The sequence below is a fragment of the Microbacterium ureisolvens genome, from assembly GCF_015278315.1.
In the GTDB taxonomy this organism is placed as follows: domain Bacteria; phylum Actinomycetota; class Actinomycetes; order Actinomycetales; family Microbacteriaceae; genus Microbacterium; species Microbacterium ureisolvens.
On the sequence record NZ_JADIJE010000005.1, the window covers coordinates 268,648 to 291,492 of the forward strand.

Sequence of the window (22,845 nt, forward strand, 5' to 3'; positions counted from 1 at the left end):
GAAGCGGCGGTCAGTCCAGCGCGGCCAGCAGGGCGTCGATCGTCGCTTCGGGCTTGTCACGGTGCGGGGAGTGCCCGGCGCCCGTGATGACCGACAGTGTGAAGGCCGGGTTGGGTGCGACCGCGGCTTCGGCGGGCTTCCCACGGAAGATCGAGTACACCGCAGGGTCGGACGCGATGACGTGGGTGGGAACGGAGAGGCGGAGCGCGGCATCCGTCACGTCCCAGCGCAGGTTCTGCGCACTCGTCTGCTCCACCGCCCAACGGCTCGCCTGCTGCGCCGACAGCGCCTTGAGCTCGACGTCCTGCGGGTGCCAGTGCGGGTGCTCGGCCCGCACGGCGCCCTGCGAAGGGTCGTCGAACGAGCGCGTCTGGCTGTCGCGGACGATGTCGCGGTCGCGTTCGGTGAGCGCGATGGCCGGGTCGATGAGGATGAGGCGACGGGTCCACGCCGCATCGCCTGCGGCGGCGAGGACGGATGCCGCGCCCCCGAGCGAGTGGCCGATCACGAGGTCCCACGTGCCGCCGTCGTCGGGCCGGGTCGCCGCCACGTCGCCCGCGTACGCCGCCAAGGTGTAGTCCAGCGTTCGCGGAGCGGTTCCGTGCCCGCGCAGATCCACGGCATCCGCCCGCCAGTCGGCGTCGGCGAGGGCGACGCCGTAGCGCCACATCAGTGCGCCGTTGGAGCCGAGGCCGTGGATGAGGAGCGCGCGACGGCCGGCGTCGGCAGCGCCCCACGACAGGCGGGGAAGGGTCACGGGGGAGGGCATGCGCTCAGCCTAGGTGCGATGGGCTGGGCCTCGCGGCGGCCTGCGGCGCACGGCAGGATGTGCGCGGCGGTTGGCGCGATCCCGACGGGGGCGACCGTGGCGCGGCAGGCCGGCCTCAGCCGACGGCGGTGGGGTGCGTGGCGGGCTGGTTCGTCGACGGCGGTGGGGGTGCGCGGCGGGCTGGTTCACCCGACGGTGTCGAGAGCGTCGGCGATCTTGCCCAGGACTGTCGCGGCGCACTCGGCCTCGTCGTCGGGGAGGCCGTCGATCACGCCGACGATGGCGGAGTGGTGGGCGCCGAACGCGTCGTCGATCCGGCGGACGGCCTCGGCCGTAGGCACGAGGAAGTGGGCGCGTCGATCCGTCGGGTGCTGCGTGCGTGTCACGTAGCCGCGGGCGACGAGCCGCTCGACGACGTTCGTGACGGTCGCGCTGGAGGTGTCGAGCATGACGATGAGGTCCTTCGGGCCCAGGTCGCGTTCGTCGCGAAGGCCCTGTACGAGGTAGCGCAGCGCGGTGAGGTCCATGCTCGACAGGCCCGACGTGCGCAGAGCCCGCTCGGACTGGCTGCGCTCCGCGCGCCGGAGGTGGAGGATGGCCTCGCTCAGCTGCCTGCCGGCCTCCGATCGTGGCTGCGCGGCGTACAGGTGCTCGCCTTCGTGTCGTACGACGTTCTGGGGCATTCGTCCCTCCCCGGTCTTCATTCCATGAGTGCTCGCTCGGCGACGGCTCGGCGTGCGTACCCGAGTCCGGCGTACTCGCCCACGATCCGATTCAGCGCGTCTCGAGCGAGGAAGCGTCCGCGCGCGAGCCGTTCGATCGAGCCGAGGAACGCCCCGTCCGTGTTGCCCACCCAGAAGCCGCTGTCGACTTCGTGCCAGATCGCGAGAGTCTCGCTCGCCCTGGTGCGTTCCGCGACGCCTTCGATCATCGTCATTGCCTTCTCCCTACCCTACTCCGCAACATGATGTGACGGCTAGTGGATTACACAACAGCTGTGATACATATTCACTGGGATTGACAGATGTTGGCCTATATGCCAACCCTGAGCATGGAGGAGGAACAGAGATGGCCTACCTGTACTACGGAGCGGACCCCCGGCCGGCCGAGATCCCCGACCACGTGCTCGCGCACGTGAAGGTGGTCGCGGCGACGAAGCTTCGCCGAGGGGAGTGCTTCATGCTGACCTGGCGTCACAGCGGCGAGGGGGCGGAAGAGGCGCGTACGTCGGTGTGGATGCAGCCCTCCATCCCGCTGCGTTTCGTCTTCGACGGCCCCGAGCCCGAGGCGCTCGACCGCCAGTACCTTCGCGACCTCGCCGACGAGGCCATGTCGAGCCGCGGCATCGTGCTCGAGTGGGGCGACCAGGAGGCGCGCGAGGCGCACTCGGGCGAGGCTCCGCCGATCACCGCGGTCGCCGCCTGACGCTCCCGGCGGGGGAAGATGGACTGGTGATCTCGACGGAGCTGGCCCTCGCCCTGCGTGAAGCCGGCCTGGTGTGGCATCCACGCTCGGGCGACCGGTTCCAGCTCGATGAGCCGGAATTCGAAGCGGATGTCTTCACGGTGAGCGAGATGACCATCGAGCCGCGCGAATACCCCACCGGACGCATCCTGGCCTTCAACGGCACGACGGAGTGGGCCCTGGACTCAGTCGCGCTGGAGGATGCGCTGTGGCTGCCCCACGAGCACCAGCTGCGGGAGCTGCTCCGGGGTGCGTTCCGGGCGCTCCGGCGGCTTCCTGACACGCACGAGGTCGAGATCGTCGTGGGCGGCGAGCGGAAGGTCTTCGAGCACCCCGAGCCCGCCGACGCGTACGCCCTGGGTCTGCTGGAGCTGCTGCGCCGCCTATCGTGACGCGTGGCGGCGGTCCGCCGCTCCGGCTCGGCTGATCCTCGTGCCGACGCTCCGGCGTCGGCTGATCGCGGTGCTGCTGCTCCGGCGTCGGCTGATCGCGGTGCTGCTGCTCCGGCGTCGGCTGATCCTGGGTCAGCCGATCGTGGGCACCGGCTCGGTGTCGGGGATCGGGCTCGCTCCCCGCACCCGGAGGTCGGGCAGGCCGCGCGCGAACACGACCGCCACCACGAGCCCCAGACCGCAGAACACCGCGGCCGAGGCGTACGCCGCGGTGACGCCGCCCGGGCCGTCGATGAGGAATCCGGCGACCGCCGAGCCGACGGCCGCGCCGATGAGCTGGCCTGTTCCCACCCATCCGAACGCCTCGGCGGTGTCGCTGAACTTGACGCTCGCGGTCGTGACCGCCGACAGCACCGCCAGGGCCGGAGCGATCCCGATGCCGGCGACGAAGAGCGTCGCGCCGATCCACCAGACGTTGATCCAGAGGGCGGTGAGTGCGAGCCCCAGCGCCACCACGGTCAGCCGTCGCGCCATCGCCCAGCGGCCCATCGGCAGGTGCCCGAAGGTGAGGCCGCCGGCGAGGCTGCCGATCGAGAAGACCGCGAGCACGAGCCCTGCCTCGAGGCCGCCGTGGTCGAAGGTCGCCACGACGCTGGCCTCGACGGCGGCGAACGACCCGATGAGCAGGAACCCGATCACCGTCGCCAGCAGGATCGGCGGCCGCGTGAGCACCTTCCCGAACGAGCGCTTGCTGCGCGGGATGCGCACGCGCCCCACCTCGGGCGACAGGATGAACCATGCGCCGCCGCCCACCAGGATCACCACGACGAGCATCAGTCCCACGACGGTGCCGGCCTGGGTCGCGACGAAGGTGATGAGCACCGGCGCCAGGATCCAGATGAACTCCTGCAATGAGGCGTCCAGCGAGTACAGCGCCGTCAGCTGGGTGGAGTTGACCATCTTCGCGTAGATGGTGCGCACCGCCGCCACGATCGGCGGCGTCGCGGCGCCGGCGATGAAGCCGAGCACGATGTAGACGGGTACCGGAGCCACGAGCAGGGCGATCGCCGAGAGGGATGCCGCGGCCACGGCGGTCGTCAGGGTCAGCACCCTGCGCATGCCCCACCGGCCCATCCAGCGGCTCGTCACGGGCCCGGCGAGAGCCTGGCCGATCGAGACCGCCGCGAGGACGACGCCGGCCGCGCCATAGGAGCCGGTGATCCCCTCGATGTGGAGGAGGATCACCAGGCTGATCATCCCGTTCGGGAAGCGTGCGGTCAGCTGCGCCGCGATGATGCGGGCGACACCGGGGGTGCGCAGAAGTTCCCGGTAGCCGGCCACGCGACAACGTTACGTCACCGCTCGATGCGCCCCGCACGACGCCCTTCCGCACGACACGCCGACGACACGCCGAAGGCGTTGTCCACAGGCGAATCCGATGTCGACGGCCCCGAGTACCGTGCCGGCTGTGGACGGACGCGGCCGTGGCGTCTGAAAGCGGCGCGATTCAGGTGTTTTCCAGGGTTCGCCGGCTGTGGATGAATCGGTGGAGAACCTGTGTTGTACATGGGGAGAGCGGTGGAAAATCACACCGATGTAACTACTAGCCCTTGTGGTGCTAACGAATGTCGGTACCCATATGTAGTATTGGACTCCCGGTGGGGGGACTGCCGGAAAACACACCGGATGCCACCGGGGGAAGCACTGAGGAGACGGAATCGACATGGCGATCACGGTTTACACGAAGCCCGCGTGCGTGCAGTGCACGGCGACGTATCGAGCACTCGACTCCAAGGGGATCGAGTACGAGATCCACGACCTCTCGCAGGACCCCGCGGCCCTCGAGCAGGTGAAGGCCCTGGGCTACCTCCAGGCGCCGGTCGTCATCACCGATGAGGACCACTGGTCGGGCTTCCGTCCCGACAAGATCGACGAGCTCGCGTCGCGTCTGGCCTGACCATGTCGGCGGTCGTGACGCAGCGCGTCGCGACGGACGCGCCGCTGCTGGTCTACTTCTCGAGCGTGTCGGGCAACACCGCACGGTTCATCGAGAAGCTCGGCGCCCGAGCGGTCCGGATTCCGCTTCATTCGACGGATCCGGCGCTCGTGGTCGACGAGCCGTACGTCCTTGTGACACCCACCTATGGCGGAGGCCAGGGCAAGGGAGTCGAGAAGGGCGCCGTTCCGAAGCAGGTCATCCGGTTCCTCAACGACGAGCGCAACCGCAGCCTCATCCGCGGAGTCATCTCCGCGGGGAACACCAACTTCGGCGAGCACTTCTGCATCGCCGGCGACATCATCAGCCGCAAGTGTCACGTGCCGCACTTGTACCGGCTAGAGGTATTCGGCACGCCTGAAGATGTGGAACGCGTGAGCGCGGGATTGGAACGATGGTGGGAACTCTGACGGAGACCGATTTCAAGACGGAGGCGCGCTTCGAGGGCATGGACTACCACGCCCTCAACGCGATGCTCAACCTCTACGACGCGAACGGCAAGATCCAGTTCGACGCCGACAAGCGCGCGGCGCGGGAGTACTTCCTGCAGCACGTCAACCAGAACACGGTGTTCTTCCACTCCCTCAAGGAGCGCCTGGACTACCTCGTCGAGAAGGAGTACTACGAGGGCGCCGTGCTCGAGAAGTACTCGTTCGAGTACATCCAGAAGCTCAACGACCTCGCCTACTCGAAGAAGTTCCGCTTCGAGACGTTCCTCGGCGCGTTCAAGTACTACACGAGCTACACGCTCAAGACCTTCGACGGCAAGCGCTACCTCGAGCGCTTCGAGGACCGCGTCGTCATGACCGCCCTCGCGCTCGCCGACGGCGACGAGAAGCTCGCCACCGCGCTGGTGGAGGAGATCATCTCGGGCCGCTTCCAGCCTGCGACGCCCACGTTCCTCAACGCGGGCAAGGCGCAGCGCGGTGAACTCGTCTCGTGCTTCCTGCTGCGCATCGAAGACAACATGGAGTCCATCGCTCGCGGCATCAACTCCGCGCTGCAGCTGTCCAAGCGCGGCGGCGGCGTGGCCCTGCTGCTGTCGAACATCCGCGAGTCGGGTGCGCCGATCAAGCAGATCGAGAACCAGTCCAGCGGCATCATCCCCGTGATGAAGCTCCTCGAAGACTCCTTCTCGTACGCCAACCAGCTCGGCGCGCGTCAGGGTGCCGGCGCGGTGTACCTCAACGCCCACCACCCCGACATCATGCGGTTCCTCGACACCAAGCGCGAGAACGCCGACGAGAAGATCCGCATCAAGACGCTGTCGCTGGGCGTCGTCGTCCCCGACATCACGTTCGAGCTCGCCAAGAACGGCGAGGACATGTACCTGTTCTCCCCGTACGACGTCGAGCGCGTCTACGGCGTGCCGTTCGGCGACATCTCGGTCACCGAGAAGTACCGCGAGATGGTCGACGACCCGCGCATCAAGAAGACGAAGATCAACGCGCGCGAGTTCTTCCAGACCCTCGCCGAGATCCAGTTCGAGTCGGGCTACCCGTACATCATGTTCGAGGACACGGTGAACAAGGCCAACCCGATCAAGGGCCGGATCAACATGTCCAACCTGTGCTCGGAGATCCTGCAGGTCAACACGCCCACCACGTTCAACGAGGACCTGTCGTACAACCAGATCGGCAAGGACATCTCGTGCAACCTGGGCTCGCTCAACATCGCCCTGGCGATGGACGGCGGCGATCTCGCGAAGACGGTGGACACCAGCATCCGCGCGCTCACCGCGGTCAGCGACCAGAGCCACATCCGCTCGGTCCGCTCGATCGAGGACGGCAACGACCGCTCCCACGCGATCGGCCTCGGGCAGATGAACCTCCACGGCTACCTGGCGCGCGAGCACGTCTACTACGGGTCGGAAGAGGGCGTCGACTTCACGAACATCTACTTCTACTCGGTGCTGTTCCACGCGCTGACGGCGTCGAACAAGATCGCGATCGAGCGCGGTGAGACGTTCGACGGCTTCGCCGACTCGACCTACGCGTCGGGGGAGTTCTTCGACAAGTACATCGACCAGGAGTGGGCGCCGGCGACCGACAAGGTCAAGGAGATGTTCGCCGGTCACCACATCCCCACCCAGGACGACTGGCGCGCGCTGAAGGCCTCGATCCAGCAGCACGGCATCTACAACCAGAACCTGCAGGCGGTGCCGCCGACCGGCTCGATCTCGTACATCAACAACTCGACGTCGTCGATCCACCCGATCGCGGCGAAGATCGAGATCCGCAAGGAAGGCAAGCTCGGCCGCGTCTACTACCCGGCGGCGTTCATGACGAACGACAACCTGGAGTACTACCAGGACGCGTACGAGATCGGCTACGAGAAGGTCATCGACACGTACGCTGCCGCCACGCAGCACGTCGACCAGGGTCTGTCGCTGACGCTGTTCTTCAAGGACACCGCCACCACGCGCGACATCAACAAGGCCCAGATCTACGCCTGGCGCAAGGGCATCAAGACGATCTACTACATCCGCCTCCGCCAGATGGCGCTGGAGGGCACGGACATGACCGAGTGCGTCAGCTGCACTCTGTGATCACCGGTCCTTGAGCGAGCGCGGCGAGACGAAACGCGAAGAGAGAGAACGATGAGCGAGAAGCTCCAGCTCCTGGACCACGTCCAGGCCATCAACTGGAACCGCATCCAGGACGATAAGGACCTCGAGGTGTGGAACCGCCTCGTGAACAATTTCTGGCTGCCCGAGAAGGTGCCGCTGTCCAACGACATCCAGTCGTGGAACACGCTCACCCCCGAGGAGCAGACCCTCACGATGCGCGTGTTCACGGGGCTGACGCTCCTCGACACGATCCAGGGCACGGTGGGGGCGGTGTCGCTCATCCCCGACGCGATCACGCCCCACGAGGAGGCCGTCTACACCAACATCGCGTTCATGGAGTCGGTGCACGCGAAGTCGTACTCGTCGATCTTCTCGACGCTGTGCTCGACGAAGGAGATCGACGAGGCGTTCCGCTGGTCGGTCGAGAATCCGAACCTTCAGAAGAAGGCTCAGATCGTCATGGAGTACTACCGCGGCGACGAGCCCCTCAAGCGCAAGGTCGCCTCGACCCTGCTCGAGTCGTTCCTGTTCTACTCGGGCTTCTACCTGCCGATGCACTGGTCGAGCCGCGCCAAGCTCACCAACACGGCCGACCTCATCCGCCTCATCATCCGTGACGAGGCCGTGCACGGGTACTACATCGGCTACAAGTTCCAGCGCGGACTCGAGACGGTCGACCAGGCCAAGCGCGACGAGATCAAGGACTACACCTTCTCGCTGCTGTACGAGCTCTACGACAACGAGGTGCAGTACACGCAGGACCTCTACGACGGCGTCGGCCTCACCGAGGACGTCAAGAAGTTCCTGCACTACAACGCCAACAAGGCCCTCATGAACCTGGGCTACGAGGCGATGTTCCCCTCGACCGTGACCGACGTGAACCCGGCGATCCTGTCGGCCCTGTCGCCGAACGCCGACGAGAACCACGACTTCTTCTCGGGCTCGGGCTCGTCCTACGTGATCGGCAAGGCCGAGGCCACCGAGGACGAGGACTGGGACTTCTGAGAAAAATCCCTGATCAGAGCCAATATTTACTCAGGATCTCTGGTGTAGGAGAACCCGATTAGGCGCTCCTGCAGTGCGGGTCGCGCAGAATCGAGAGATTTGACCCGACTTCCCTCGGCGTCTGTCGGCGACGATTGAAAGCGAGGCCGAAGCGCGCGCGCATTTGGCCGGAACTTCGAACGTCGCCGACAGCGCCGTTGCGACCGTTAGCGAAGCCGTCGAGGCGGACGACCCAAGGTCGAGGTCTCGGAGCGGTCTCCCGGGAGTAGGGACCGCGGCGCCGCCTCAAGCAAGGAGCATCGGCCGGGTGCTCGGTCAGATCGGGGGCGGGATCATGCCGGCACGCTCACGACGGCCGTCGGGCGATTCGCCACGGATGCTGCGGCCTGTTCGAAGATGCCGCGCATCCAGGCGTGCTCGGGGTCGCGGCCGTGGACGGGGTGCCACCACAAAGCGTTTACGACGGGCGTCGCGTCGAAGGGGGCTTCCAGCGTGCGCACGCCCGGGACGGATTCGGCGACGTGGGAGAGGCCCGCCTGGATCAGGCCGAGGCGGTTGGTGCCGGCGATGAAGTGCGGCAGCGCGAGGAAGCTCTCGACGACCGCCTCGATGTGCGGCTCGATGCCCAGCTGCTGCAGCTGGCGGGCCGCCGAGGTGAAGGCCGTGCGCGACTGGTAGGTGAAGACCCACGGCAGGGCGCCCAGCACGTCCATCGTGAGCTCGTCTCCCACCTGCTCGTTCGACTCGGAGGCCACGACCACCCAGCCGTCCCGCCAGAGATCGGCGTACGGGAGGTCGACGAGGTAGCCGTGCGGGATCACCATGCCGTCGGCGGAGCGCAGCCGGTTGAGGGCGTCGTCGACGATGGCCGGGTTGTGCAGCATGAAGCGGAAGCGCACGCCGGGTGCGGCCTCCGCCGCGAGGCGCGACACCTCGCTGCCGATGGTGGCGAAGCCATAGTCGGAGCCGTAGATCGAGAATTCGCGGGTCGAGTCCCGCGGACTCCACGTCGCCTGGCTCTCGAACACGCGGCGCGCGGCCTCGAGCGCCGTCGTCGTGTGCTCGGTGAGGCGCAGGGCGAGCGGAGTGAGCTCGTAGGTGTTGCCGCGGCGGGCGAGGATCTGGTCGTTGAAGTGCGTACGCAGCCGCGCGAGCGAGGCGCTGAGCGCGGGCTGGCTCAGGTGCAGTCGCTCGGCCGCGCGCGTCACGCTCCGCTCGGTGAGCAGCGCGTCGAGGGCGACCAGGAGGTTCAGATCGAGGCGGGAGAGCAGCGGTTGATCGGACACGACGGTGTGCTCCTCCGGGTTCGGGATGCCTCGGCCCAGTGTATCCGTGCAATCTATGTGGCGGGGAGGTGGCATCGTTCGCAACGATGCGCGGACGGTGTCGCGATTATGCGCGCATCAGACTTACTTATGTCTAAATCACGCCTAACGCTGATACTCTCGAAGGGACTCCCGGCCCGCGACAGCGCGGTCCCGACCCAGAGAGCGAGCATCGATGCTTCTCGAGAGAGATCTCATCCAGTCCGTCGGCTTCCGCAATGTGCGCGAAGGGGGTGAGACCACCGGCTTCCAGTTCCGTCTGCGCATGCCGTCGTACCGCGGCATGGCCGCATCCCTCATCGACGGCGTCGCAGTCCGCGTAGGGAACCTCGTCGACGTCCCCGCCGACGTGCCGCTGTGGACCTTCGCCGGTCGCACGTACTCGCTGCAGGAGCTGTGGGACTCGGAGGGCGTGCGCTGGCCCCTCGAGGAAGCGGCGATCGTCACGGTGCCGCACCCGGGCGGGCTTCCCGAGGGCACGCACGAGGTCTCGATCCAGCTGCGCCTGCGCATGTCGTACATCCCCCAGGAGCACCAGCCCTCGACGTACGAGGTCTCGCGGCACATCACCCTCACCTCCTCGGAGGACGGCGGCCCCTTCAAGTACGGCGTCAGCCTCTACAGCTTCATGACCGACTTCGGCACGGTGATGGACCTCGAGACGGCGCTCGCCGCCGTGGCCGACGTCGGAGCGACCGGTGTCGAGATCCTCGGCGAGGGCCACATCGAGCGGTACCCCGAGCCCACGACCGAGTGGATCGACCGCTGGTTCGCGCTGCTCGAGAAGTACTCCCTCGAGCCGACGAACTACGGCTCGTGGATCGACACACGCCTGCACTCCAGCGGCGCGAACGCGCGTGACCTCACGGCAGCCGAGGGAGCCGCGATGCTGCAGCGGGACCTCCGTCTCGCGAAGCGGCTGGGGTTCCGCTTCGTGCGGCCCAAGATCGGCGTCGTCTCGAGCGACCTCATCCCGCACCCCATCTGGACCGAGTCCGTCGAGCGCTCGCTCGACCTCGCGGCCGAACTCGATGTCGTCATCTGCCCCGAGATCCACTCGCCGACCCCCATCAAGCACGAGGTCGTCGACGACTACATCGGCCTCATCGAGCGCACCGGAACGAAGCACTTCGGGCTGCTGCTCGACACCGGCATCTTCCAGGACCGGCCCATCCCGCTGAAGCCCGGAGAGCTGCCCGGCCGCCGCCCGGCGTTCCTCGACGGCATCGCGGTCGACCCCGCCGACATCGCCGACATCGCGAAGTACGTCGTCTTCATCCAGGCGAAGTTCCACGACATCGACGAGAACCTCGAAGACCAGCAGATCCCGTGGGAGCCGGTGCTCCGCGCCCTGAAGGACGCCGGCTACACCGGCTACCTCTCGAGCGAGTACGAGGGTGACCGCATCCCCTGGCGCTCGATCGAGCAGGTGCGCCGACAGCACTCCCTCATCCGCTCCATCGCCTCCACCCTCTGACGAGCCGCCCGAAACCGGAGAGAACCATGCCCAACGGATTCATCGCTGAAGACAGCCTCCGCCCGCACCCGGACGGCCTCGCGCTGAAGCTCACCATCCCCTGGTACCGGAGCCTGTGGCTCTCGTCCGTCTCGACGCTCCGCCTCACCGTCGACGGCGTCGAGATCGCCACGGACGACCTGGCCTTCGAGATCGACGGCACGCGCTACGCCATCGCCGAGCTGTCGCAGCAGAGCGAGACGCTCTGGTTCCTGCAGCAGCATCCGCTCCTCGTCGCACGTCTCGACCAGCCCGTCGCGCTCGGCGAGCAGCACCAGGTCGAGATCTTCGGTGAGCTGCGCCTGCCATACATGCAGATCATGCCCGGCCAGGACGGCGGGCCCGGCATGTACGTGCCGAACATCGTGCGCCAGTCCTTCACGCTGATGGTGACGGACACGGATGCTGCGCCCCTGGCGACCGCGACCTACATCGCGCCTCCGCCGCCGGCGTCGGAGGACGACCCCTTCAAGCTCGGCCTCACGCTGTACTCGGCGAGTGCCGAGTTCCGCGCGGGCTGGTACGACTTCGACGGCCTGCTCGACCGCGTGGCCGAGCTCGGCATCGGTCCCGGCATCGAGATCGTCGCCTCGCAGGTGCTGCCGACGTACCCGGTGGTGTCGGACGACTTCGTCGAGCAGTGGCGCGCCGCGTTCGACAAGCACGGCTTCGACGCGAGCTCGTTCGGCGCGAACCTCGACATGGGCCGTCGGCGCGACCGCGACATGACGCCGGACGAGGAGTTCGAGTTCAGCGAGCTCATGTTCCAGGGGGCGAAGAAGCTCGGGTTCCCACTGGTGCGCATCCAGTCTGCGAAGCCCGAGCTGCTGCGCCGGCTGCTGCCGGTGGCGGAGCGCCTCGACCTGCAGCTGGCGTACGAGATCCACGCGCCGATGGGGCCGAACGCCGAGCCGATCCTGAAGGTGCGCGACACCTACGCCGAGCTCGACTCGCCGCTGCTCGGGTTCGTCGCGGACTTCTCGTCGACGATGCACAGCATGTCGCCGACGCTGCTGCGCGCCGTGCAGCGCGCGGGCCTGGATGACGACGCGCTCGCCGAGCTGCAGCGCATCTGGGCGACCGACGCGACCATGCAGGAGCGGCAGCAGGAGTTCATCGGCTACCTGAAGGGCCGCGACTTCGACCCGGGCCGCCTCGGCTCGTTCGCGCACCTCGCCTTCAACATGCACGGCCACGTCGACCCGCGCGAGTGGGCCGACATCATGCCGCAGATCAAGCACGTGCACGCGAAGTTCTACGACATCGACGAGAACGGCCAGGAGCCGGCCATCGACTACCCCGAGCTCGTGCGGGTCTTCGTCGAGGGCGGCTACCGCGGCTACTGGTCGAGCGAGTGGGAGGGTCACGCGTTCGCCGAGCTCGGCGAGGTCGACCCGCTGCTGCTCGTGCGCCGCCAGCACGACCTCATCCGCGCCTCGATGCGCGCCGTGCAGGCGGCCCATGTCTGACACCGAAATCGACTTCCGCACGCTGCCGCTCTCCGAGGTGCTGCGGATGTTCCGTGCGCAGGGCGAGCCGGCCGACCCGCGCCCCGACATCGACACGGAGTCGCTGAAGCGCCGCTTCCCCCGCCTCGCGAACGTCGAGACGCGCCACGTCTCGATCGACGGGGACGCCCGCGCGGTGCCGGCGCGGCTGTACACGGATGCCTCGGCCGAGGCATCGGGTCGTGCCCTCGTCTGGGTGCACGGCGGCGCGTTCATCGGCGGCCACCTCGACATGCCGGAGTCGAACTGGGTCGCGCTCGAGCTCGCGGCGCGCGGCATCCCGGTGCTCGCGGTCGACTACGTCAAGTGCCTCGGTGAGGTGCACTTCCCCGCGCCCTCGGACGACGTGCTCGCCGCCTGGCGTCACGCGGTCGCGCACGCGGGGGAGCTGTTCGGCACCGTCAGCCTGTATCTCGGTGGAGCCAGCGCGGGCGGCAATCTGACCGCCGGAGCGGTCGCGCGACTGCGGGACGCCGGCGACCGGGTGCCCGCCGGGCTCGTGCTCGTCTACCCGGTCGTGCACCCCAACGGCCCGGCGGCCTCGGCGGAACTCGATCCCGACTCTCCGCACGGTGCCCTCGCACTGAACTTCGCGGGCTCCGTCGAGGCGCTCGGCGATCCGCACGCTTTCGCCGCTCTCGGGCCGGTCGACGGCTTCCCGCGGACGTTCGTGCTGGTGTGCGAATCCGACGATCTGCGTCCGTCGGGTGAGGCTTTCGCACGGCAGTTGGATAGTGCCGGGATCGACGTCACCCTCCGCCTGGAGGCCGGCGCCGACCACGGCCACATCAACGAGCCCGCCGATCCGACCGCGCTGCCGACCGTCGAGGCGATCGCGGACTGGATGCGGTCACGCGGATGAAGGTCGTCGTGGTCGGCGGCACGGGCAACATCAGCACAAGCATCGTGCGGCGGCTCCTCGACGAAGGACACGACGTCACCTGCGTCAATCGCGGCACGACTGCCGTCGCCCCAGAGGGCGTCGAGACGATCGTCGTCGACCGCCACGACGAGGAGCGGTTCGAGTCCGCGGTCCAGGCGGGCCGGTTCGACGCGGCGATCGACGTGATCGCGTTCACGCCGGCCGACGTGCGGTCGAGCATCCGCGCGTTCCGTGACGTCGGGCACGTCGTCCACACCTCGACGGTGACCGTGCTCGGCGAGCGTTTCGACTGGCTGCCCGTGACCGAAGACCACCCCGCGAGGCCGTCCGTGCCCTACGCCGCGGCGAAGGCCGACGCCGAGCGCGTGCTGCTCGAGGCCCACTACGGTTCGGGGTTCCCCGTGACGATCATGCGCCCCTCGACGACGTACGGCCCACGCCGCGCGCTGCGTCAGATCGGGATCGACAGCACCTGGGTGTCACGGATGCGCGCCGGCAAGCCCATCATCAAAGTCGGCGACGGGCGTGCGACGCACCACCTCCTCCACGTCGACGACGCCGCGCTCGCGTTCGTCGGAGCGCTGGGCAAGGAACACTGCGTCGGTCAGACGTACCACCTCGTGCACCCGCAGCACACGACGTGGGAGGAGTTCCACGCGGCCGCGATGCGCGTCGTGGGACGCGAGGTCGAGCAGGTCGGCGTTCCCGCGCAGGTGCTTGAGACTGTCGACCGGCAGCGTTTCCTCTTCGCGACGAGCGTGTTCGCCCACAACATGCTCTTCAGCGCGGAGAAGGTGCAGCGCGACATCCCCGAGTTCGTCCCATCGGTGACGGTCGAGCAGGGTCTGGCCGCGACCGTCGAGTACATCGACGCCCACGGCCTGGGTGAGGAGACCGACGACCTCGAAGACAGGATCATCGCGGCGCAGCGCGACGTGGCGAGGAGTGCGACCCATGGCTGAGCGGCCCACCTTCATCAACCCCGTCCTCGGCGGAGACCGCCCCGACCCCGCCGTCATCAAAGTGGGCGACGAGTACTGGATGACGTACTCGTCGTTCGAGTCGGCGCCGGGGCTCCTGCTCTATCGATCGCCCGACCTCGTGAACTGGACCTACGCGGGCTCGGCGCTCGCCGAGCCGCTCGGCAGCACGTTCGCGGTCGACATCGCCGAGGTGGACGGACGCTTCTTCATCTACATCCCGTTCATCCCCGCGCCCTGGTCGGCACTCGACGCGCCCGCGATCTTCGTCATCCACGCCGACTCGATGGAAGGCCCCTGGTCGGACCCGATCGACCTGGGCATCCGGTGGGCGATCGACCCGGGCCACGTCGTGGGCGAGGACGGCAAGCGGTACCTCTTCGTCAACGGCATCCGCCGCATCGCCCTGACGGACGATGGCCTCGCGACCGTCGGTGAGCTGGAGCAGGTCTACGACGGCTGGCGCTACCCCGACGAGTGGATCACTGAGGCGTACGCACTCGAAGGTCCGAAGCTCTTCCGCCGCGGTGAGTGGTTCTATCTCGTGAGCGCCGTCGGCGGTACCGGCGGTCCGCCGACCGGGCACATGGTCATCGTGGCGCGCTCCCGCTCGGTCCACGGGCCCTGGGAGAACAGTCCCCATAACCCCGTCGCGCGCACGCACGACGCCGCCGAGAAGTGGTGGTCGCGCGGGCACGCGACGATCCTCCCCGCCGGCGACGGCCGCTGGTGGATGGTGTCGCACGGCTACGAGAACGGGTATCGCACGCTCGGTCGCCAGATCCTGCTCGAGCCCATCGCGTGGACCGAGGACGGCTGGCCGGCCGCCGCTCTGGATGACATCGGAGGCGAGTTGGATGCCCCGGCCGCGGCATCCGTCCCCTCCCCGTCCCGCGGGTTCGACGACGACTTCGCCGATCTGCGTCTCGGTGAGCGGTGGACCTTCCATGCCCCCTCGCCCCGGGAGGCCGCGCGCCTCACGCTGGACGACGGTCTCGTGCTCGCGGGCAAGGGGGCGGGGCCCGGGGACACGTCGCCGCTCGCCCTCGTCGTCGGCGACCACTCGTACGAGGTCGAGGTCGACGTCGAGATCGACGGGGCCGAAGGTGGCCTGCTGCTGTTCTTCAACGACCGGCTGTTCTGCGGGATGGGGATCGACGGGGAACGGATGCGGAGCTACTCGGGCGGGCACGTCACGCACTGGCGCGAGCCGGCGCCTGCCGTAGGTCGTCTGCAGCTGCGGATCCGCAACGACGAGCACATCGTCACGGGCTGGTACCGAGAGCCCGGCGGGGAGTGGGTGCGTCATGCGATCCGCTACGAGACATCGGGATACCACGCCAACACCATGGGCGACCTGCTGAGCCTGCGCCCGGCGCTCTACGCGGCCGGCGCGGGGACGGTGCGGTTCCGCGACTTCCGCTACCGGCCCCTGCGCTGACTCAGACGACCCGCAGCTCGACGGCCTGGGTCGAGGCGAGCGTCGCACCGATGTGCAGGCGGAAGAGGCCGGGCTCCACGACGAACGCCGGGGGCGCAGCATCCACAGCCCAGAAGCCGAGCTGTTCGCGGCCGATCCCGAATTCGAACACCGCGGTGCGGCCGGGCTCGATGGTCCGGCGCTCGAAAGCGACGAGCCGGCGGACCGGAGGCGCGACGCTCGCGACGACATCCTCGACGTAGACCTGGACGACCTCGTCGCCAGTGCGCGCCGAGGTGTTAGCGACCTCGAGCGACAGTGACAGCGTCGCGCCGGCGTCGAGCTCGGCGCCGCTGATCGAGGAAGCGGACAGCGTCGCCGGAGCGTGCGCGACGGTCGCATAGCCCGAGCCGTGGCCGAAGGGGAACTGCGGACCGAGCTCGAGATCGAGGTATTTCGAGGTGTACTTGTCCTGCACGTTCGCGGGGCCGTGCAGGCCGATGTCGGCCGTCTCGGTGGTGAGCGACCCTCCCGTCGTCGCTGGGCGCCCGGTCTTCTCGTGCGCGTAGTGGATCGGGATCTGCCCGACGGACCGCGGCCACGACATCGGCAGACGTCCGGCGGGATCGGCGTCGCCCAGCAGCACGTCGACGATCGCGGCGGCGGCCTCGGTGCCGCCGTGCCAGGCGACGACGACCGTTCCCGCGAGGTCGATCCAGTCCGAGACGACCAGCGGGCGTCCCGTCTCGAGGACAACGGCGAACGGGACGCCGGTGGCGGCGATCTCGCGGATCAGCTGCTCCTGGCGGCCCGGCAGGCGCAGGTCGCTGCGGGAGGCGGCCTCGCCCGACAGCGCGCTGGGCTCACCGGCGAGCACCACGACGACGTCGCTGGCCCGGGCGGCTGCGACGGCGTCCGCGATGCCGGATGCGTCCTCTCCGAGGAAGTCGACGCCGGGGACGACCCGCAGATCGACGTCGGGGCGTCGTGCGGCGAACTCACCGGCGACGGTCCCTGCATCCGCGCCGAAGGACTGCGTCCAGGCGCCGAGGTGATCGGTCGAGTCGGCGTAAGGGCCCGTCAGCAACACGCGCGCGGGTGCGCCGAGCGGCAGCGTCCCGTCGTTCTTGAGCAGCACCGACGACCGCGCGGCGGCGCGCCGTACGAGCGCTCGCCCCGCGTCGGCCGGGGCGGTCAGCTCGTCCCCGTCGCTCCCGTATGGAGAGTCGAAGAGACCGAGCGACTCCTTGAGCGCGAGCACGCGTGCGACGGCGTCGTCGAGGCGCGCGGGGTCGATCGCTGAGAGCAGGGCGTCGGCGACCTCCGAAGGGGCGCCGCCCATCTCGACGTCGAGCCCGGCTCGGAACGCCTGGGACGCGGCATCCGTCAGATCCTCGGCGATGCCGTGCGGAAGCAGATTGCGCACGCCCTCGGCATCGCCCACGACGATGCCGGGGAACCTCCACTCGTCCTTGAGCACCCCGGTCATCAGCCGCCGGTTGGCGTGCATCGGCACACCGGCGACGGTGTTGAACGACGCCATCACCGAGGCCGCGCCTTCGTCGACGACCGCGCGGAACGGCTCGAGATACGTATTGCGCAGGCGGTGCTCCGAGACGTCGACCGTGTTGTAGTCGCGGCCGCCCTCGGGCTGACCGTAGGCGACGAAGTGCTTCGCGGTCGCGGCGATCGCTTGTGGGGTGGCGAGGTCATCGCCCTGGTAGCCGCGCACCATCGCGCGGCCCATGACCGAAGTGAGATGGACGTCCTCGCCGAATCCCTCGACCACGCGGCCCCAGCGCGGATCGCGTGACACGTCGACCATGGGGGAGAAGGTCCACGTGACACCGCCCGAGCGCGCTTCGGCAGCCGCGAGCGCGGCGAGCTCCTCGACGAGCGAAGGGTCGAAGCTCGCGGCCTGCGCGAGCGGGACGGGCGCGATCGTGCGCTGCCCGTGGATGACGTCGAGCCCGACGAGCACGGGGATGCCGAGACGGGTCTCTTCGACCGCGACCCGCTGCAGCGCGTTGGTCGCCGCCGCCGACCGCGGCCAGAAGATCGAGCCGAGACCCTTCCGGATGAGCTCCGCGGCATCGTCGTGCCGCGGACGGAACACGATCTGCAGCTGACCCAGCTTCTCGGCCGGGGTCATCTCGGCGAGCAGCCGCTGCACGCGGGCGGATCGATTCATCTGGTGCTCCTTCGGGGGCGCGACACGCGGGGCCGCACAGTTGAGATTCGGTCGGGGATCATGACGATGCCGCCCGGGGCGCGGGGCCCCGGGCGGCATCGTTCACTGCGGACTCAGCGGGTCAGTTGCCCCACGCCGCGTCCATGTCGGCGAGCACCTGGTCGACCGTCTTCTGGCCGGTCAAGAGGCCCTGCACACCGACGCCGAGCGCGTCGTAGACGGCGGGGTTCGGCCAGCTGGCGTTCGGCAGACCCGTGTAGGCGCCCGACTCGAGCAGGTCGCCGATCGGCGCGTAGCTCGGGAGCAAGTCGTCGGCGGTCACGCCGGTGATCGGCACGTAGCCGGCCAGGTCGGCGTAGGTCTTGGCCTGCTCCGGCTGGGCCGCCCAGTCGAGGAAGTCCTGCGCGGAGGTCTTCACGGCGTCGTCGGACTTCGCGTTGATCGCCCAGGCGTAGTTCGCCGAGGCGAGCGTGAACGGCTCCTGGCCGTCTGCCGGCGGGAAGGCCTGGACCGTGATGTCGAGGCCGGTGGCGCCGCCGATCGACGCCGCAGCCGAGCCGGGCGTCGCCGCCGTCAGGGCCGTGCCGCCGCCGATGCCGGCGGTGATGTTGTCGAACGTGCCGCCCGCGGCACCGTCCTGGAAGCAGCCGGTGTCGTTGAGCTCGACGATGTCGTTGAGCGTCTCCTGCCAGCCGTCGCTGTCGGCGAAGGTGACGTCGCCTGCCGCACGCTGCTCGTTCCAGTCCGGGGTGCCCTCGTAGACGCGGGTGGCCGAGATGAGCTGGGCGAACAGGCCGGTGTTGAACGGCACGCCGCCGGCGAGCACCGTGAAGGTCTTGCCGCCGTCGCGCGCCGTCTGGCAGGCGGCCAGCAGGTCGTCGTACGTCGCGGGGTACTCGTCGATGCCGACCTCTTCGGCGCCGGCGGAGTTGTAGATGAGGCCGACGGGGGCGAGGGCGGTGGGCTGGCCGTAGACCTTGTCGTCGACGGTGTACTGCGCTTCGCTCCCCGCGGGGATGATGCCCGCGCTGGTGTCGTCGAGCGGCTCGAGGAAGCCCGCTTCGGCGAGCGTGACCACCGAGATCGGCTGGCCGGTGCCGGGGGCGAGGATCATCACGTCGGCGGCGTTGCCGGCCTGGAGCTGCGTGGTGACCTGCGTGTTGTACGCGTCCGACGGGTACGGGATCACCTCGACCGGAACGCCGGTCTCCTTGGTGTACATGTCGGTGAGCTGCTCGTAGTAGTTGTCCGCGTCGTTCGCCTCGGCGACCATGAGCGTGAATCCCGTGTCGGCGGAGTCGCCGGAGTCTCCGCTGCTGTCGCCGCCGCCGGAGCAGCCGGCGAGGATGAGGACTCCGGCGACGGGAGCCGCCAGAAGCGACCACCGGAGAGGCCGGGAGGCTGTGTGCTGTGGCATTTCGACCCTTTCGTGACTTCGTTGTCGCCAGCTCGGGTTGCTGGCTCGGCCTCGGGGCCGCACATCAAGCGTCGCACGATATGTAGGTTTCCGACATTAGCGATGCTTATGTGCGGCAATTGCCTCGGTGATCCCCGATTTCGCCCAGGTCAGTGGGTCATCTCGATGAGCAGCAGCACGGGCCCTGCGAGGCCTGCGGCCAGCGGTGCGGCGTCCGTCTCGAAGACTTCGGTCATCGGCGCGAAGATCTCGCCGGTCGGGACGGATGCCTCGGCGATCAGACGATTGCGCCACGGATTCGCGATCTCGACCTCGAGCGCGTTGTCGCCCGCCTTCACCGCTGCGGTCACATCGACGTGGAACGGCGCAGTCCACGCGATCCCGCACTCGACGCCGTTGAGGACCACCCGGGCGATGTCGCCGACGCGCCCGAGATCGAGCGTGATCCGCCGGTCGTCCGGTTGCCGGGTCAGCGTGAACCGCGTGCGATAGACCGCCGTTCCCGAGAACGCCCGTGCCTCGTCGTCGAGGTCGGTCCACAGGCGTGGTCCGCCCGGCAGCGCGACCGGCGGGCGGCCGGGAAGCTCCAGCGTCCACGCTTCCTCGATCGTCCGACGGTCGACGGTCCCCATCGCCGCCGTCGGGCCGTGACCGCCCGGCATCACGAACACCGAGCCGAACGGCGCCAGTGCGATCTCGAACGACCGGCGGTCACCGCCCGCGCCGACGTCGACCAGCGGCGCCGTGCGGAGCGCGACCGGGTCCCACGCGCTGAGTGCCGCCGCCCCGGCGGGCACGATGATCCGCGCGGTCACCGCCTCAGCGGTCGGATTGGCGAGGAATGTGACGCGCTCTCCGTCCACGACCCGCGCGATGGTGCGCAGCCGCGCGCCGACGACCTCGAGGTGCGGCGTGATGCCCAGCGTGCCCAGCGCTTCGCCGAGACTCGTCGTCGCCACGACCCGGCCGCGGGCGCGCGGGTGGACCCAGATCTCGTCGCACAGCCGCGTGAACTCATCATCGTCGTCGGCGAGCGACGGCGACTGCTCCGGCCACACGCCCACGACGGTCGCTCCGGCGTCGAGCAGCGCGGCGATCCGGCGCAGCGTCTGGTTCGTCAGGCGCCGACTCGAGCCGCCGAGGTGGAGCACCCGGTAGCGCGCGCCGCGCGCGACGAGCTCCCCGTCCTCCACCCGCAGCAGCGCCAGCGCGTCCGCGCCGACGTAGTCGAAGTCGAAGCCGTCCGGCACGGTCGTGTCGAAGGCGGCGTCGTAGAGGCCCGTTACCGGTGCCTCCTCGCCGACGAAGACGGCGATGTCGACCGCCGGCTCGCCGGACGAGAGCACGGCCGAGCACCGCGCGAGGTAGTCGACCCACGGGCGTGCCATGCTCGCCCAGGTCTCGTTCGCGGTGAACGCCTGTCCGAGGAACGGCGCGAGCGCGACACCCGGGGGCGGCGCGGTCAACGGCTGGTGCGGCGACGTGTGGATGCAGAATCGCGTCACGCCGAGCGCGAGCTGCAGGTCGGCGACGTGCTTGAGGCTCCGCGGCGACGAGGCCCACGGGCGGTCGAAGCTCGTGAACGCCTCGGCGCCCGTCCACCGCCTGCCGTGCACATGCGCGACGGATGCTGCGCCCTTGAGGTCCGCGACATACGTCGGCCGCGGACCGGCTTCGGGATCGAACGTCCACATGGCGCCCATCGGCACGTCGGCGTGCGCCCGCATCGCCAGGTCGTCGCCGAGCTGCGGTCGCCCGTCCTCGAGCGCTTCCGCGTAGTACGTCATGCCGCGGCGGTGCGCCTCGGCGGAGAGGGTTCCGTAGTACTCGGTCGAGAGCAGCTCCGAGAGCGTCCGCCGGTAGTCGTAGAGGAATCGATCGGATGCCTCGGCCCCGTCCACGAGATACCCCGCGAGCGTCGGCAGCCAGGGCGTCGGGTCGTAGCCGCGCAGCTCGCGGAAGTGCTCGAGGATCCCGTCGGTCCAGTTCTGCGCCCCGGCTTCGATGCTGTCGCTGAGCAGGGCGTTGTACCGACCGGGGGCGAACCGCTCGAGATGCCGCTCGAGGTACGCCGCGACGCGGCGGCCGTCGAGCTTGTCGACCTCCAGTCCGGTGGCGTCGGGCAGCGCCGGTCCGTTGGTCTGGCCGGTGAGGGATGCCCCGATCCGCAGCACGCGCCAGCGCCCGGGCGGAGCGTCCCACGTGAGGCGGTCGCCGTGGAGGTGTGCTGTGAGGTCGTGCACGTCGCGCGGGCCGGGGGCCGCAGCATCCGTTCCCGGAATCGTGTCGATCGCGTAGTAGTCGGGGACCACACCGAAGCCCGCTTTGACCTCGGCCTGGTGCACGCGGGCGCCCGTGCGGAGCGCGAACTCGGAGACGAGGAAGGCGTCGCTGCGGCGGAGCACCGGGGGCAGTCGCACGCCGTCGGCGACGGGCGGGAGCGCCTCGGCGGCGCTCGCGCCCGACAGCACGAGCCGGAAGCGGCGGCCCGTGACCGGGGCGAACGTCGCAGATCTCGCCGACACCGTTGTGGCCGGCAGCGCGACGGCATCGCGGTAGGCATCGCCGTCGTCGCTCACCTGCAGCACCGCCTCGGGCGGTGGTGCGGCGCCGAACCCGCGCGGCCCGGGGAGGCCGAGCGTGACCGAGCTGACCGTCACGGGCTCGTCGAAGTCGAGCTCGAGCCACGCCGAGGACCACGCGTCGGGATCCCGGGGGAGCGAGACGGCACTGTCGAACGAGCCGTCGACGAGCCGGTCGATCTCGTCGACGGGCGCGGAGCCGTGCACCCGGTCCGGCCGGAGCGCCTCCTGCGCCGGTGCGGCCGGCAGGGCGACCACTCGCCAGTCGACCGCCCACGGCTCGCGGGAGTCGGCGCCGGGGCGAGGGGAGTCCTGGAACGTGCCGGCGACCGCCGGCAGCGGCGGGAGGTCGACGGCGCGGCGCTCGCCGCCGTCGATGACGCACTCCGACCACACCAGCTTCTTCATGGCGTCGCCGGGCTCCACCCACGGACCGCCCGCGGCGCTCCAGCCCGATGACGTCGCGACCGCGAGCTCGAGGCCGAGGGCGGACGCCGTGCGCGACGCCGTCTGGATCGCCTCGTGCCAGGCGTCCGTTCCCGGCCGCACCGGCTCGGGCACGACGAGGGGAACCCCCATGCCGCCGTCGAAGAGCTGCACACCGCGCACGCCGACATCGTGCAGCCAGGTCAGATCCCGCACGATGCCGGCGGGGTCGATGTTGCCGTCCATCCAGTGCCACCAGGCGCGCGGGCGCGCCTCGTCCGGCGGGTCGACGAAGTCCTGCCACAGGAGGGAAAGGCCCTCGGGCGCGCTCGACGATGACTCGGCCACGTTCCTCATCCTGCGCGAGGAACGGCCTGCGGCGGGGTCCTGAACCACTTATAT

The 22,845-nt window shown here is 69.2% G+C and carries 19 protein-coding genes; 11 read left to right on the forward strand and 8 right to left on the reverse strand.

Going from position 1 to position 22,845, the window contains the following annotated elements:
- Positions 1–10 precede the first annotated feature (10 nt).
- The 3 genes from IM767_RS10470 to IM767_RS10480 form a co-directional block, all read right to left on the reverse strand.
- The gene (locus IM767_RS10470; RefSeq protein WP_109210298.1) at positions 11–769 is read right to left on the reverse strand and encodes an alpha/beta fold hydrolase; all 759 of its coding nucleotides are present in this window, start codon (positions 767–769) and stop codon (positions 11–13) included.
- Between the two features lie 185 nt (positions 770–954).
- Positions 955–1,452, reverse strand: a complete 498-nt coding sequence (locus IM767_RS10475) for a MarR family winged helix-turn-helix transcriptional regulator (RefSeq protein WP_109210299.1) — start codon at positions 1,450–1,452, stop codon at positions 955–957.
- Between the two features lie 17 nt (positions 1,453–1,469).
- Positions 1,470–1,706, reverse strand: a complete 237-nt coding sequence (locus tag IM767_RS10480) for a hypothetical protein (protein ID WP_109210300.1) — start codon at positions 1,704–1,706, stop codon at positions 1,470–1,472.
- Positions 1,707–1,837: 131 nt separating this feature from the next.
- Here IM767_RS10480 and IM767_RS10485 point away from each other — a divergent pair, with 131 nt between their 5' ends.
- Positions 1,838–2,194: a DUF7882 family protein gene (locus tag IM767_RS10485; RefSeq protein WP_194398857.1), complete on the forward strand. Its 357-nt coding sequence runs from the start codon at positions 1,838–1,840 to the stop codon at positions 2,192–2,194.
- A gap of 26 nt (positions 2,195–2,220) precedes the next feature.
- Positions 2,221–2,625: a pilus assembly protein CpaE gene (locus IM767_RS10490; protein ID WP_109210301.1), complete on the forward strand. Its 405-nt coding sequence runs from the start codon at positions 2,221–2,223 to the stop codon at positions 2,623–2,625.
- A gap of 132 nt (positions 2,626–2,757) precedes the next feature.
- On the opposite strand, the gene IM767_RS10495 is transcribed toward IM767_RS10490, so the two are convergent.
- Positions 2,758–3,966 carry an MFS transporter gene (locus IM767_RS10495; protein WP_109210302.1) on the reverse strand — a complete coding sequence of 403 codons (1,209 nt, stop codon included), beginning with the start codon at positions 3,964–3,966 and terminating at the stop codon, positions 2,758–2,760.
- Between the two features lie 382 nt (positions 3,967–4,348).
- Here IM767_RS10495 and nrdH point away from each other — a divergent pair, with 382 nt between their 5' ends.
- Genes nrdH through nrdF form a run of 4 tightly spaced genes read left to right on the forward strand, consistent with a single transcriptional unit; the run spans position 4,349 to position 8,195 of the window.
- Positions 4,349–4,582, forward strand: a complete 234-nt coding sequence (gene nrdH, locus IM767_RS10500) for a glutaredoxin-like protein NrdH (RefSeq protein WP_109210303.1) — start codon at positions 4,349–4,351, stop codon at positions 4,580–4,582.
- Positions 4,583–4,584: 2 nt separating this feature from the next.
- Complete coding sequence (nrdI, locus tag IM767_RS10505; RefSeq protein WP_194398858.1) at positions 4,585–5,031, forward strand: class Ib ribonucleoside-diphosphate reductase assembly flavoprotein NrdI; 447 nt, start codon at positions 4,585–4,587, stop codon at positions 5,029–5,031.
- Entirely contained in the window at positions 5,016–7,169 is a 2,154-nt protein-coding gene (gene nrdE / locus IM767_RS10510; protein WP_109210304.1) for a class 1b ribonucleoside-diphosphate reductase subunit alpha, read from the forward strand. The genes nrdI and nrdE overlap by 16 nt, the downstream gene beginning before the upstream one ends.
- Positions 7,170–7,220: 51 nt before the next feature.
- Positions 7,221–8,195: a class 1b ribonucleoside-diphosphate reductase subunit beta gene (gene nrdF, locus IM767_RS10515; protein WP_109210305.1), complete on the forward strand. Its 975-nt coding sequence runs from the start codon at positions 7,221–7,223 to the stop codon at positions 8,193–8,195.
- Positions 8,196–8,527: 332 nt separating this feature from the next.
- On the opposite strand, the gene IM767_RS10520 is transcribed toward nrdF, so the two are convergent.
- The gene (locus IM767_RS10520) at positions 8,528–9,481 is read right to left on the reverse strand and encodes a LysR family transcriptional regulator (protein WP_109210306.1); all 954 of its coding nucleotides are present in this window, start codon (positions 9,479–9,481) and stop codon (positions 8,528–8,530) included.
- A 214-nt stretch (positions 9,482–9,695) separates the two neighbouring features.
- Here IM767_RS10520 and IM767_RS10525 point away from each other — a divergent pair, with 214 nt between their 5' ends.
- From IM767_RS10525 to IM767_RS10545, 5 genes are read left to right on the forward strand one after another with little or no spacing between them, the layout of a single operon-like run.
- A complete protein-coding gene (locus IM767_RS10525; RefSeq protein WP_109210307.1) occupies positions 9,696–10,997 on the forward strand; it encodes a C-glycoside deglycosidase beta subunit domain-containing protein in 1,302 nt (433 codons plus the stop codon).
- A gap of 26 nt (positions 10,998–11,023) precedes the next feature.
- A complete protein-coding gene (locus IM767_RS10530; RefSeq protein WP_109210308.1) occupies positions 11,024–12,505 on the forward strand; it encodes a C-glycoside deglycosidase beta subunit domain-containing protein in 1,482 nt (493 codons plus the stop codon).
- Positions 12,498–13,406 carry an alpha/beta hydrolase gene (locus tag IM767_RS10535; RefSeq protein ID WP_109210309.1) on the forward strand — a complete coding sequence of 303 codons (909 nt, stop codon included), beginning with the start codon at positions 12,498–12,500 and terminating at the stop codon, positions 13,404–13,406. Before IM767_RS10530 ends, IM767_RS10535 begins: the two co-directional genes overlap by 8 nt.
- Positions 13,403–14,389 (forward strand): NAD-dependent epimerase/dehydratase family protein, encoded by a 987-nt coding sequence (locus IM767_RS10540; RefSeq protein ID WP_109210310.1) that lies wholly within the window; start codon positions 13,403–13,405, stop codon positions 14,387–14,389. The genes IM767_RS10535 and IM767_RS10540 overlap by 4 nt, the downstream gene beginning before the upstream one ends.
- On the forward strand, positions 14,382–15,848 hold the full coding sequence (locus IM767_RS10545; RefSeq protein ID WP_109210311.1) for a family 43 glycosylhydrolase: 1,467 nt from the start codon (positions 14,382–14,384) through the stop codon (positions 15,846–15,848). The genes IM767_RS10540 and IM767_RS10545 overlap by 8 nt, the downstream gene beginning before the upstream one ends.
- Position 15,849: 1 nt before the next feature.
- Here IM767_RS10545 and IM767_RS10550 read toward each other — a convergent pair whose 3' ends face one another.
- The 3 genes from IM767_RS10550 to IM767_RS10560 form a co-directional block, all read right to left on the reverse strand.
- Entirely contained in the window at positions 15,850–18,018 is a 2,169-nt protein-coding gene (locus IM767_RS10550) for a glycoside hydrolase family 3 N-terminal domain-containing protein (protein WP_109210312.1), read from the reverse strand.
- 121 nt (positions 18,019–18,139) lie between these two features.
- Positions 18,140–19,435 (reverse strand): ABC transporter substrate-binding protein, encoded by a 1,296-nt coding sequence (locus IM767_RS10555; protein ID WP_109210313.1) that lies wholly within the window; start codon positions 19,433–19,435, stop codon positions 18,140–18,142.
- A 149-nt stretch (positions 19,436–19,584) separates the two neighbouring features.
- The gene (locus tag IM767_RS10560; protein ID WP_239453279.1) at positions 19,585–22,791 is read right to left on the reverse strand and encodes a glycosyl hydrolase; all 3,207 of its coding nucleotides are present in this window, start codon (positions 22,789–22,791) and stop codon (positions 19,585–19,587) included.
- Positions 22,792–22,845: the final 54 nt, after the last annotated feature.